This is a genomic window from Microbacterium sp. DT81.1 (assembly GCF_049844955.1).
GTDB lineage: Bacteria > Actinomycetota > Actinomycetes > Actinomycetales > Microbacteriaceae > Microbacterium.
The window spans coordinates 38938-52167 of record NZ_JBNCMA010000005.1 but is presented as its reverse complement, the minus strand read 5'-3'; the positions used below and the strand labels follow the sequence as shown (position 1 = coordinate 52167).

Below are 13230 nucleotides of genomic sequence, written 5' to 3'. Positions count from 1 at the left end.
GCTACGGTCACAGGACGCACCGGGGCACGTCGCCGTGCCCTCTTCCCCAATGGAGCACCCCTGTGTCGAAGACGACCCCCGCACGAGCACGCCGCCTGCTCGCCACAATCGTGTCTGCCGCCCTCGTGCTCGCCGGGAGCGTCGCGCTTCCCGCGATCGCCGCGGCGCCGGCCGCCGCAGCCGATCGCACGTTCGCGGTGGTGGGCAGTTTCCAGAGCGAGCTCGGCTGTGCCGACGACTGGCTCGCCGAGTGCAACGTGACGGACCTGGCGCCGACGGATGCCGAGAACGTGTATGCGGCGGAGTTCACGGTGCCCGCCGGCACGTACATGTACAAGGTCGCGGTCAATGACTCGTGGGACGAGAACTACGGGGCCGACGGCGTCCTCAAAGGCGACGACATCCCCCTCACGATCGAGGGCCCCGCGACACTGCGCTTCCTGTTCGACGATGTGACGCATCGGATCGGGCTCGAGGTCGTCTCGGTCCGCGGGGGTTACACCGCCGACGACGATGCGCTGGCCGCCGCGCCGGTTCGCCAGCCGGGCAGCGACGAGCAGTTCTACTTCGTGATGACCGACCGGTTCGCCAACGGGGACTCCTCGAACGACACGGCGGGGATCGCCGGCGACCGGTTGGCGCACGGCTTCGACCCCACCGACAAGGGCTTCTACAACGGCGGCGACATCGCGGGCCTCCGCGCGAACCTCGACTACATCAAGGGTCTGGGCACGACGGCCATCTGGCTCACGCCGAGCTTCAAGAACCGTCCCGTGCAGGGCACCGGCGCCGACGCCTCCGCGGGCTATCACGGCTACTGGATCACGGACTTCACGCAGATCGACCCCCACCTCGGCACCAACGAGGAGCTCGAGGCGTTCATCGACGAGGCCCACGCCGAGGGCATCAAGGTCTACTTCGACATCATCACGAACCACACCGCCGACGTCATCGACTACGCCGAGAAGGAGTACGGCTACAAGAGCCTCGCCTCCAGTCCCTACACCGACGCGGACGGCAACGAGGTGGACATCGCCGCCAAGGCCGGCGACCCCGACTTCCCGGAATTCGACCCAGCGACGTCGTTCCCGTACACGCCCGTCGTGACCTCCGAGACGAAGGTCCCGGAGTGGCTCAACGACCCGACGCTGTACCACAACCGCGGCGACTCGACCTATGCCGGCGAGTCCGTCACGTACGGCGACTTCTCCGGGCTCGATGACCTCATGACCGAGAACCCCAAGGTCGTCGACGGCTTCGTCGACGTGTACGAGCAGTGGATCGACCGGGGCATCGACGGCTTCCGCATCGACACGGCGAAGCACGTCAACTTCGAGTTCTGGGAGAAGTGGAGCGCCGAGGTGCTCGACTACGCCCGCACGGAGGCGAACAAGCCCGACTTCTTCATGTTCGGCGAGGTCTACGACGCCGACCCGATCAAGCTGTCCCCCTACGTTCGCGACACCGACATGAACTCGGTGCTCGACTTCACCTTCCAGTCCGGCGCCCAGACGTTCGCCGAGGGCAAGTCGACCAAGGCGCTGCAGGCGCTGTTCGATGGCGACGACCACTACACGACGCCCGACAGCTCGGCGACCGCGCTGCCGACCTTCCTCGGCAACCACGACATGGGCCGCATCGGATACTTCCTCCGCGACGCGGGAGACGTCGCGCAGCGCGACGAGCTCGCGCACGAGCTGATGTTCCTGACCCGCGGTCAGCCCGTGGTCTATTACGGCGACGAGCAGGGCTTCGTCGGCGCCGAGCCCGGCAACGACAAGAGCGCCCGTCAGACGCTCTTCGCCAGCCAGGTGGCCGAGTACCAGAACCAGCCGCTGGTCACCGGCGAGAACGCCGGATCGGTTGATCGCTACGACACCGCCGCGCCGCTCTACACGCACATCGAAGAGCTCGCGCAGCTGCGCGCATCCAACCCGGCCCTCGCGACGGGGGCGCAGATCGAGCGCCACGTCACCGATGGCGCCGGCGTCTACGCATTCTCCCGGGTCGACCGCGAAGAGAAGACCGAGTACCTCGTCGCGCTGAACAACACCACGACCCCGCAGACGGTGTCTTTCACGACGCTGACGGCGGACGCCGCGTACGCGCCGCTGTACGGCGGCGGGGCTGCGGTGAGCACGGATGCCGCGGCCGCCGCATCGGTCACCGTTCCCGCGCTCGGCACGGTGGTCTACAAGGCTGACCGCACCGTCACGGCGCCGGCAGAGGCATCCGCCATCACCGTCTCGGCCCCCGCCCCAGGCGCCGGGCTCAGCGGCCAGGTCGCCGTGTCGGCCGATGTCGCCGACGACACGTGGAGCGAGACCAGCTTCGCGTGGCGCGTGGTCGGCTCGAATGACTGGACGCCCCTCGGCACGGCCGAAGACACCGATCCCCGCGTGTTCCACGACATCCGCGGCCTCGACGCGGGCACGCTCGTGGAGTACCGCGCGGTGACGACGGATGCCGCGGGTCACCGATCCGCGGCCTCCACCTACGCGTCCGTCGGGAACGCGGTCACCCTCGTCGAAGACGAGGAACCGGAGCTTCCCTACGAGCCCGAGCCCCAGAAGGCGGACGACTACGACTTCGCGAGTGTCCCCGGCAGCTTCAATTCCGAGCTGGGCTGCACGGGCGGCGACGGCGGCAACTGGGACCCCGCGTGCGACCAGGTGCAGATGACCCTCGTCGACGGGATCTGGAGGCTGTCGCTGCCGGAGCTCAAGGCCGGCAGCTACGCGTACAAGATCGCGACCGACAAGAGCTGGGATGTCAACTTCGGGGCCGGCGGCGTCCAGGGCGGCGGGGACATCGCGCTCGAGCACCTCGGCGGTCCGATCACGTTCTACTTCGACCCGCGCACCAAGAACATCCGATCCACGGCCGATGGGCCGATCATCACCCTGGCGGGCTCGTTCCAGAGCGAGCTCGGCTGCACAGGCGGCCCCTCCAACGGCGACTGGCTGCCTTCGTGCCTGGCGGCGATGATGTTCGACCGCAACGGCGACGGGACCTTCCAGTTCACGACCGACGACCTGCCCACCGGCTCGTACGCCGTGAAAGTCACCCACGGCCTGAGCTGGGACGAGAACTACGGCGCCGGCGGCGTGCCCGGCGGCCCCGACATCACCTTCTCGGCCGTAGAGGGCGCAGTCACCGCCTTCCTCTACGACAGCGAGACTCACGTGCTCACGGTCGCGTCGACCGCCGCAGCGGTGGAAGGGGTCGGCACGTCGCAGGCGCACTGGATCGACGCGGACACCATCGCGTGGCCGGCCACGCTCGGCGCCGGAACGCAGTGGCAGCTGTACTCATCCCCGGAAGCCGGCCTCGAGATCGAGAACGGCGATGTCACCGGCGGCGAGGCGCTGCCGCTTGTGCCGATCGAGACGGGGCTCACGGCGGCTCAGAAGGAGCGGTTCCCCGCTCTTGCGGACTACCGCGCCGTCAGGGTCGAGAACCAGGACCGCGACGCGGTGGCGGAACTGCTGAAGGGTCAGCTCGCGGTCGCCCAGCGGAACTCGAGCGGGAAGCTCACCGCCTTCACCGGCGTGCAGCTCCCCGGCGTGCTGGATGACCTCTACGCCGACGAGCTCGAGGGGAAGGCGCTCGGCGTCTCGTTCCAGGGCAACAAGCCGACCTTCCGGCTCTGGGCGCCCACCGCCCAGGCGGCGACGCTGCTCACCTGGGAGCCGGGTGCCACCGGCGCCCCAGAGCGCCACGAGGCCGCCTGGGACGCGGCATCCGGCACCTGGTCCGTCGTCGGCAAGGCGGCGCTGAAGGGCGCCGAGTACCTGTGGGAGGTGCGCGTGTACGCGCCGACCACGCGTGCGATCGAGACGAACGAGGTCACCGACCCCTACTCGGTGGCCCTCACGGTGAACTCGGAGCGCTCGGTCGCGATCGACCTGCGCGATAAGGCTCACCGGCCCAAGGGCTGGGAGAAGGCCGAGGCCCCGGTCATCGACAAGCCCGTCGACCGCACGATCTACGAGCTGCACATCCGCGACTTCTCGATCACCGACGAGTCGGTCCCCGAGGCCGAGCGTGGAACGTACAAGGCGTTCACTCACGAGGACAGCGCCGGCATGACGCAGCTCGCGCAGCTGGCCGAGGCCGGGATGAACACCGTGCACCTGCTCCCGTCGTTCGACATCGCGACGATCGAGGAGGACCGGGACGAGCAGGCGGTGCCCGACTGCGATCTCGAATCGTTCGCACCGGCTTCGGAGGAGCAGCAGGCCTGCATCAACGAGATCCGCGACGCCGACGGGTTCAACTGGGGCTACGACCCGTACCACTTCTCGGCACCGGAAGGCTCATATGCGGTCGACCCGAACGGCGGGGCGCGCGTCGCCGAGTTCCGCTCCATGGTCGGGGCCCTGCACCAGACCGGCCTGCAGGTAGTGCTCGACGAGGTCTTCAACCACACGGCGCAGTCCGGCCAGGAGCCCCGCTCCGTGCTCGACCAGGTCGTGCCGGGGTACTACCACCGACTGAACAACGTCGGTGCGGTCGAGACCTCCACCTGCTGCCAGAACGTGGCGACCGAGCACGCCGCGGCCGAGAAGCTGATGGTCGACTCCGTCGTCACGTGGGCCCGCGACTACAAGGTCGACGGCTTCCGCTTCGACCTCATGGGGCACCACTCTCGGGACAACATGCTGGCTGTCCGCCAGGCGCTCGATGAGCTCACGGTCGAGAAGGACGGCATCGACGGCAAGGCGGTCTACCTCTACGGCGAGGGCTGGAATTTCGGCGAGGTGGCGAACAACGCGCTCTTCGAGCAGGCCACACAGGGCCAGCTCGGCGGCACCGGCATCGGCACCTTCAACGACCGTCTGCGTGATGGCGTGCACGGCGGCAGCCCGGTCGCGGGCGACTCGACGTACGAACAGGGCTTCGGCACCGGGCTCGAGACCGATCCGAACGGCCAGACGCCCACGCGGACCGGCCTGCGCGACCTCGGCGAGCAGACCGACCTCGTGAAGCTGGGCCTCGCGGGCAATCTGAAGGACTTCTCCTTCGAGGCGTCCGACGGAACCGTCAAGAGCGGAGCCGAGGTGGACTACAACGATGCCCCCGCCGGCTACGCCGACGAGCCTGCGGAGGTCATCAACTACGTCGACGCACACGACAACGAGACGCTCTACGACCTGTCGGTGCTGAAGCTGCCGACCGAGACCTCGATGTCAGACCGCGTGCGCATGAACACCGTGCAGCTGGCCACCGTGACGCTCTCGCAGGCCGTCTCGTTCTGGCACGCGGGCACCGAGCTGCTGCGCTCCAAGTCGCTGGATCGCAACAGCTACAACTCCGGCGACTGGTTCAACCGCATCGACTGGGAGGGGAAGGAGTCGACGTTCGGCTCCGGCCTCCCGATGGCCGCCGACAACGAAGAGAAGTGGAACATCATGCGTCCGCTGCTCGAGAACCCGGCGCTCAAGCCCGGTCCTGCCGACATGGCTGCGGCCGAGGCATCCGCACTCGACCTCCTGCGTCTGCGCTCGGAAGTGGACCTGCTGCGCCTCGGTTCGGCCGAGCTGATCAAGGAGAAGGTGTCATTCCCGAACGGCGGAGCGGATGCCGCGCCGGGCGTGATCACGATGCTCATCGATGACCTGGTGGGCGAGGACGTCGACCCCGAGCTCGAGGGCGCGCTCCTGGTGTTCAACGCGTCGCCCGATCCGGTGACCCAGACCGTCGGCACCCTCGCCGGTCGCGCGTTCGCCCTGGCCGACGCGCAGGCGAACGGCGCGGACGCGGTCGTGAAGACGACGACGTGGGATGCCGCGACGGGCACCGTCACCGTGCCGGCGCGATCGGTAGCGGTGCTGGTCGATCAGGAGTCGGTGGACACCTTCGTCGCCGCTGCTCCGAACCGGATCGCCGCGAAGTCGGGAACGCCGGTCAAGGTCGTTGGCCGCATCCTCGCGGCCGACGGCTCGGCGCCGGTCGGCACGGTGACCGTCTACGACCGCGGCGTCGTCATCGCCACCGCGGAGCTCTCGGCGGACGCCGATGGCAAGGTGGACATCGCGCTGCCGGCCCTCGGACGCGGCCTGCACCTCCTCCGCACGACGTTCACCGGCGGCGATGCCTACAACGACTCTCGCGCGGTCATCCCGGTGCCCGTGCTGATCTGGTGAGGTGCGGCCTCGGCCGGTGACGGCCGAGGCTGGTGATCGCCGGGGAGTCGGTGATGGCGGGGTTCGGCGGGCTGCGGCTCGCCGGACCCCGCCTTCGTCATCCGTCGCCGCTCACCAGGGTTGCGAGGACTCGATGTCCCACCCGCCGGAAACGGCCTGGCCGGCACCGCCGGATGCGTCCTGCGCAAAGGTCGTCAAGCGGATCCGCCCATAGGTGAGCGACGTGGCATCCGCCAGAGTCGCCCCGGCACCGGCGACCGAGAGCGCCGAGACGACAACCTCCTCGAGCTCCCACCTCGCCGTCACCCTCGGGCTCTCCCCTGGTGCGACCGCTTCGAGCACCGCCCGGCGCAGGTGGAGGCCGCGGGCGCACGCGTCTGGCACGCGCGGGGTGGCGCTGCCAAGCCAGCCGGCGACATTCAGGGGGCCGAAACTCACGCGCCCGGCTCCGCCACCGGCTCCCCCGCCGTGCCCGGACCCCGACCCGGCGGGCTGCGACATCCCCCAGTCGACCCCCGTGACCTCGATCCACCGTTCATGCCCCTTGGCGGCGGAGTCGCCCGGGATCCCGTCCAGCTGCAGGTAGAGATCGATCGACATGTCGCGCTCCGTTCCGGCGTCGCACCCTGCGCCGTCGTGGCCAGGATCCCACTCGGGCAGCGCCCGCGAAAGGTCACCCGGGCTCGCGCCCTGAACCCGCACTTGGCGCGCCAGCGCGTCGCAGCGGCTCGCATCCGCTCGGCTTCGCTGGTCGCAAGGTGCGGGTGGTGCGCGCGTGAACCCGCACTTAAGGCCCAGCGAGTTCAGTTCCCAGAATCCGGTGGGTTCGCTGGTCGCAAGGTGCCGGTCCCTGACCTGTCGACGCGCGCTTAGCGCCCACCGAGCGAAGGGGGCTAGCGCCCGCCAAGTGCAATGCCTCGCCGTCCCGCACGCCGCGCGCCCGCCCGCCACGCGAGTGCAACGCGCGTCGGCGTCAGCGCACGACCACGATTCCCGCACCGGCCGTCGGCGACACCGTACCGCTCCCGGCATACGTCACGAGGACGGGATGGATGCCGCGGGGCAGCGTCCCCGCCGGCACGGTGACCGCGCCGGCGGCCAGCTGTCCGGTGAGCACCCTGCCCGCGACCCGGACGGTGATCGTGCCCGTGGCCGAAGGCCCCGACACGGGGAGCACGGCGACCCGGATGGACACGGCATCCTTCGTCGTGAAGACCACCCTGTCCGTCGTTGCCGTGGCCACCGCCAGGTAGCGTGCCGTGACCGGCGCGCTGTCGGCCGTCGCCGTGTGCGTTGCTGCCGTCGCCGTCACGCGCACGCTGAGCGCGCGGCCCTGGTCGGCGGGCTTCACGCGGTACTCGGCGTTGGTCGCACCGGCCAGGGGAGACCCGTCCCGCAGCCACTGGTAGGCGAACGCCGGTCCGTGCGCGTTCCACTCGCCCGGTGTCGCCGTCAGCACGCGGGCCACGTCGGGCGAACCCGAGACGGTCGGCGGCGAGACGTTCGTGAGAGCCAGCGCGTCGGTGATCGAGAAGAGCGTCGTCGTGCCCGACACCTCATTCGCCACCGCGAGCAGCGGCGTCCCGGTCACGGAGGATTCCGCCGGGATGAACACCAGCCCCTCCGGCCCCAGGTCACCGGCGCCGGAGAGCACCGCTGCCGGGTCGTCGGCATCCTCGACCGAGACCGAGAAGTCGCGGTTGCCGATGTAGGTGACGAAGCGGGATGTCGCGGGCTCGGTGATGTCGAAGACGGCGATGCCGCCCACCCGCTCGAAGCCGATGAATGCGTACGAGCGCCCGCTCAGGGTGCCGATCGTGAGACTCTCCGGTTCCGGCCCCTTGTCATCGCTCCGGCCCTCGAGGTTCGATGCCGTGTGGTTGGAGTTGAAGAACCCGGGGTTGGCTGCGGCGATGATGCGCTCGAAGGCGTCCCCCGAGTCGAAGACCTGCTGTCCGTCGGTGCTCCAGATCGAGAACGACCGCCCGCCGAAGGCATAGAGCTCGTCGTAGCAGCCCTCCGCCTCGTCGAAGCCGAGCTCGCGGGTCACGTTCAGCCGGCCGAGGGCGGCATCCGGCGTATACGCCTCGAGGTTGTCGCAGACAGGACCGTAGCCGTCCTCCTCGAGGTCCTTCACGCGAGACGGCTCGACGTAGTCGCCCCACTCGCGGGCATCGCCCTCGTTCGCCGTGACGAGGTAGGTCTCGCCGTCCACCGCGTAGGACTGCAGCCCGTCGGGCATGTACACGCCGTGCAGGCCCGGGTAGGTCTCGATGTTGATCGTGGGGGCGCCGTTCGGGTCGCGATCGCTCGCGTCGAGGCCGTTGCCAGGGACGCCGTGGTCCTTGAAGCCGAGCGGCAGGATGTCGGTGACCGCGGCGGTGCCGAGATCGAGAACCGCGACCGCGTTCGCCTCCTGAAGGGCCGCGTACGCCGTGTCGCCGTCGATCGTGATGTACTCCGGCTCGAGGTTGCGGCTGACCGGCAGGTCGTCGCCGTGCGGGGTCGGCCCGAAGACGCGCACGCCCTCCGGCAGGGCCTCGCCCTCGAAGGCGTGGAAGTCCGCCGTGCGCACGTCCGTCTGCATCGGCGCCGTGAGTTCATCGAGGTCGGGCAGGCTCACGATCGAGACCGATCCCTCCGGATCGATCGAAAAGTCCTCGGCCGGTTCGCCCTCGTTGGCGACGACGGCGTACGAGCCGTCGGCCGAGATGGAGACCATGTCGGGCAGCGCGCCCACGGTGACCCCGCCGAGAGAAGCGGATGCCGCATCCGGGGCGTTCGCGTCGAAGAACACGAGGTGACCGGGGTCGGTCTTCACCGGGGCCTCGAAGGCGATCACGCCGAGTCCGTCGGCGCGCACCGCGACCGAGTTGGCGACGCCGTCGGAGCTGATCTGGAATTCCTTCACAATGTCGGCCGGGTCGGAGTAGTCCAGCACGTCGACCGAGCCGGCCTGCGCGTTGACGACGAACAGCCGGTCGCCATAGGGGACGACGATCTCGGCGCCCGACTGGTCGAAGAGCCCGCTCTCGAAGGTGCCGATCGGCTCGAGTTCGAGCGCGGCGTCGTCAGCCGAGTAGATGATCGGGTCGGCGACGATCGCAGCGGATGCCGCGGTCAGCGGCGCGGCGACGAGCGCTCCGCAGGCGGCCAGAGACGCGGCCGCCAGTACGCTGCGGCGGGGGAGAAGAGAAGGCATCGATGTCCTCGGGTCCGGGATGTCGCACGGAATGTGCCGCACCCTTTCGTAGTGAGCGCCGGTGTCCGCCGGGTGAACGTCTACCCAACGGTTCAGCGGCTGGTCGTCCTGCGATATAGTTGGATGTCCAGCTAAAATGGCCATCGTGCCAATGACGGCGCGGGAGGAGTCGACAGAATGACTCGTGACCTCACCCATTTCGTGGGCGGAAAGCACGTCGACGGAACATCAGGGCGGTTCGGCGACGTCTTCGACCCCAGCAGCGGCACCGTCCAGGCCCGCGTCCCGCTCGCCAGCACCGCCGAGGTCCGAGCCGCGATCGGCGTGGCGGCGGACGCGCAGCTCGAGTGGGCCGCGCAGAACGCGCAGAGGCGCTCCCGCGTGCTGCTGCGCTTCCTCGACCTCATCGGCAAGGACATGGACAGCCTCGCCCGCCTGCTCTCCAGCGAGCACGGCAAGACCATCGACGACGCCAAGGGCGACATCCAGCGGGGCGTCGAGGTCATAGAGTTCGCCGCCGGCGCCCCTCATCTGCTCAAGGGCGAGTACTCGAGCGGGGCCGGCGGCGGCATCGATGTCTACTCGATGCGCCAGCCCCTCGGCGTGGTCGCGGGCATCACTCCCTTCAACTTCCCGGCGATGATCCCGCTCTGGAAGGCCGGCCCCGCGCTCGCCGCAGGCAACGCCTTCCTCCTCAAGCCGAGCGAGCGTGACCCCTCGGTTCCGCTGCGGATCGCCGAGCTGTTCCTCGAGGCAGGGCTTCCCGCAGGTGTCTTCAACGTCGTCAACGGCGACAAGGAGGCCGTTGACGCGATCCTGCACGATGACCGCGTCAAGGCCGTAGGCTTCGTCGGGTCGACGCCGATCGCGCAGTACATCTACGCCACCGCCGCAGCCAATGGCAAACGAGCGCAGTGCTTCGGCGGCGCCAAGAACCACATGATCGTGATGCCCGACGCCGACCTCGACCAGGTGGCCGATGCACTCGTCGGCGCCGGCTATGGATCGGCGGGCGAGCGGTGCATGGCGATCTCCGTCGCCGTTCCGGTCGGCAAGGAGACGGGGGACGCGCTCGCCGCGAAGCTCACGGAGCGGGTGAAGCACCTCAAGGTCGGCCCGGCCCTCGAAGACGGGAACGACTACGGTCCGCTCGTCACCGCCGACGCCAAGAAGCGCGTCGAGCACTACATTCAGCTCGGGGTGGATGAGGGCGGGACCCTGCTCGCGGACGGCCGAGGGTACAGCGTCGACGGCTACGAGAACGGGTTCTACCTCGGCCCGACCCTCTTCGACGACGTCACCGCCGACATGGCGATCTACCGCGAGGAGATCTTCGGCCCGGTGCTGATCATCGCCCGCGCCGAGGACTACGAGCAGGCGCTCGCGATGGCCACCGACCACGAATACGGCAACGGCGTCTCGATCTTCACGCGCGACGGCGACGCGGCGCGTGATTTCGCCGCCCGCGTCGAGGTCGGGATGGTCGGGGTGAACGTGCCGATCCCCGTGCCGATCGCGTACCACACGTTCGGCGGCTGGAAGAAGTCCGGCTTCGGCGACCTCAATCAGCACGGCCCGGACGCGTTCCGGTTCTACACGAAGACGAAGACCGTGACGAGTCGCTGGCCGTCCACCACGCTTCGTTCGGCTCAGCAGACGAAGGAAGGGGCGAGCTTCGTCATCCCGACGATGCACTGATCATGTTCACCACCTACACAGACGAACGAGCGGCCCTCGTCGAGGCCGTCCACGATTTCGCCGCTGCCGCTCTCGCCCCGAACGCCGCCCGCTGGGACGCGGAGAAGCACTTCCCCGTCGACACCCTCCGCGAGGCGGGCGAGATCGGCCTCGGGGGCATCTACGTCGGGGAGGATGTCGGCGGCTCCGGCCTCTCTCGCCTCGACGCCGTCGCGATCTTCGAGGAGCTCGCCAAGGGCGACGTGACGATCGCCGCCTACATCTCGATCCACAACATGGTGGCGTGGATGATCGACGCGCACGGGACCACCGAGCAGCGCCGCCAGTGGCTGCCGCGGCTCGTGACGATGCAGGACCTCGGCAGCTACTGCCTCACGGAGCCTGGAGCGGGTTCGGATGCCGCGGCCCTCACCACGTCGGCGGTGCGGGACGGCGACGACTACGTGCTGAACGGCACGAAGCAGTTCATCTCGGGTGCCGGCACCTCGGCGGTGTACGTCGTCATGGCGCGCACGGGCGAGCCCGGGGCGAAGGGCATCAGCGCCATCGTCGTCCCGGGCGACGCCCCGGGGCTCGGCTTCGGACCGAACGAGAAGAAGATGGGCTGGAACGCGCAGCCGACCCGGCAGGTGATCTTCGACGACGTGCGCGTTCCCGTGTCCAACCTGCTCGGCGCGGAAGGCGACGGCTTCGGCATCGCCATGAAGGGCCTGAACGGAGGCCGCGTCAACATCGCGGCGTGCTCGCTCGGCGGAGCCCAGTGGGCGTTCGACAAGGCACTGCGCTACGTGCAGGAGCGCGAGGCCTTCGGCGGCCCGCTCTCAGCGAACCAGTCGGTCGTGTTCACGCTGGCCGACATGGAGACCGATCTGCAGGCCTCGCGCGCGCTGCTCGAGCGCGCCGCGGAGAAGATGGATCAGGGCGCTCCGGATGTCGCCATCGCCTGCGCGATGGCGAAGCGATTCGCGACGGATGCCGCCTTCGGCGTCGCCAACACCGCCCTGCAGCTGCACGGCGGGTACGGCTACCTGCAGGAGTACGGTCTCGAGCGCGTCGTGCGCGACCTGCGCGTGCACCAGATCCTCGAGGGCGCGAACGAGATCATGAAGCTCGTCGTCGGGCGCGGCCTCCTGGCCACGAGCCGCTGAGTTCGGAACCCGCCGCCGCATCCGCTTCTGACACCGACCGCAAAGGAGCAGTCATGACCACCATCGCCTTCCTCGGACTCGGGCACATGGGCGGCCCGATGGCCGCCAATCTCGTGAAGGCCGGGCACCGCGTGCTGGGCTACGACCTGGTGCCGGCGGCGCTCGAGGCCGCGACGACGGCCGGCGTCGACGTGGTCTCTTCGGGGCAGGATGCCGCGGCATCCGCCGACCTCGTGATCACGATGTTCCCCGGCGGCCGGCACGTGCTCGATGCGTACCGCGGCTCCGAGGACACCCCCGGGCTGCTCGCGGTCGCGAAGCCCGGCACCTTGTTCATCGATTGCTCCACCATCGCCGTCGACGAGGCGCAGCAGGCGCACGAGCTCGCAGAGGCCGCGGGGCATCGCAGTCTGGACGCTCCTGTGTCGGGCGGAGTCGTCGGCGCCGAGAACGCCACGCTGGCGTTCATGGTCGGCGGATCGGAGGAGGACTTCGCCGCGGCGCTGCCCGTGCTCGAGGCGATGGGCCGTCGCATCGTGCACTGCGGCGGACCCGGCCTCGGCCAGGCGGCGAAGGTCTGCAACAACATGATCCTGGGCATCTCGCAGATCGCCGTCGCCGAGGCGTTCGTGCTGGGTGAGCGGCTCGGGCTTACGCATCAGGCGCTGTTCGACGTGGCATCCAACGCGTCAGGGCAGTGCTGGGCGCTCACGACCAACTGCCCCGTACCGGGGCCCGTGCCGACCAGCCCGGCCAACCGGGACTACCAACCGGGGTTCGCCGGCGCTCTCATGTCGAAGGACCTCGGGCTCGCGGAGCAGGCGATCGACCTCACGGGCGTCGACGCGCGCCTCGGGCGCCTCGCGCGCGAGATCTACCGGGACTTCGCGGCGGGGGACGGCGCCGGGCAGGACTTCTCGGGCATCATCCACACCGTCCGCGCCCGCAGCACGGAGGCGTAGCCCGTCAAGCAGCACGGAGGCGTAGCCGGTCAAGCAGCGCTGCGGCGTAGCCGGTCGAGCAGGAGGAGGGG

At 69.4% G+C, this 13230-nt stretch carries 6 protein-coding genes; 4 read left to right on the top strand and 2 right to left on the bottom strand.

Annotated elements, in window-relative coordinates; genetic code table 11:
* Positions 1 to 62 precede the first annotated feature (62 nt).
* A complete protein-coding gene (gene pulA / locus ACLQ2Q_RS14135; protein WP_425821113.1) occupies positions 63 to 6149 on the top strand; it encodes a pullulanase-type alpha-1,6-glucosidase in 6087 nt (2028 codons plus the stop codon).
* A 111-nt stretch (positions 6150 to 6260) separates the two neighbouring features.
* Here the strand turns inward: pulA and ACLQ2Q_RS14130 are convergent, their stop codons facing one another.
* Positions 6261 to 6749, bottom strand: coding sequence for an Hcp family type VI secretion system effector (locus ACLQ2Q_RS14130; protein WP_425821112.1), 489 nt, complete (start codon positions 6747 to 6749; stop codon positions 6261 to 6263).
* 373 nt (positions 6750 to 7122) lie between these two features.
* Complete coding sequence (locus tag ACLQ2Q_RS14125) at positions 7123 to 9351, bottom strand: choice-of-anchor I family protein (RefSeq protein WP_425821111.1); 2229 nt, start codon at positions 9349 to 9351, stop codon at positions 7123 to 7125.
* A 177-nt stretch (positions 9352 to 9528) separates the two neighbouring features.
* On the opposite strand from ACLQ2Q_RS14125, the gene ACLQ2Q_RS14120 reads away from it, so the two are divergent.
* The 3 genes from ACLQ2Q_RS14120 to mmsB are packed head-to-tail and all read left to right on the top strand — an operon-like array spanning position 9529 to position 13159.
* Positions 9529 to 11049, top strand: coding sequence for a CoA-acylating methylmalonate-semialdehyde dehydrogenase (locus tag ACLQ2Q_RS14120; protein ID WP_425821110.1), 1521 nt, complete (start codon positions 9529 to 9531; stop codon positions 11047 to 11049).
* Between the two features lie 2 nt (positions 11050 to 11051).
* Complete coding sequence (locus ACLQ2Q_RS14115; RefSeq protein WP_425821109.1) at positions 11052 to 12197, top strand: acyl-CoA dehydrogenase family protein; 1146 nt, start codon at positions 11052 to 11054, stop codon at positions 12195 to 12197.
* A gap of 53 nt (positions 12198 to 12250) precedes the next feature.
* A complete protein-coding gene (gene mmsB, locus ACLQ2Q_RS14110) occupies positions 12251 to 13159 on the top strand; it encodes a 3-hydroxyisobutyrate dehydrogenase (protein ID WP_425821108.1) in 909 nt (302 codons plus the stop codon).
* Positions 13160 to 13230: the final 71 nt, after the last annotated feature.

What these genes read in the sequence shown, in the direction of transcription:
- ACLQ2Q_RS14115 (WP_425821109.1), top strand. Translation starts at nt 11,052, where the DNA reads ATGTTCACCACCTACACAGACGAACGAGCGGCCCTCGTCGAGGCCGTC.
- mmsB (WP_425821108.1), top strand. Translation starts at nt 12,251, where the DNA reads ATGACCACCATCGCCTTCCTCGGACTCGGGCACATGGGCGGCCCGATG.
- ACLQ2Q_RS14130 (WP_425821112.1), bottom strand. Translation starts at nt 6,749, where the DNA reads ATGTCGATCGATCTCTACCTGCAGCTGGACGGGATCCCGGGCGACTCC.
- ACLQ2Q_RS14125 (WP_425821111.1), bottom strand. Translation starts at nt 9,351, where the DNA reads ATGCCTTCTCTTCTCCCCCGCCGCAGCGTACTGGCGGCCGCGTCTCTG.
- ACLQ2Q_RS14120 (WP_425821110.1), top strand. Translation starts at nt 9,529, where the DNA reads ATGACTCGTGACCTCACCCATTTCGTGGGCGGAAAGCACGTCGACGGA.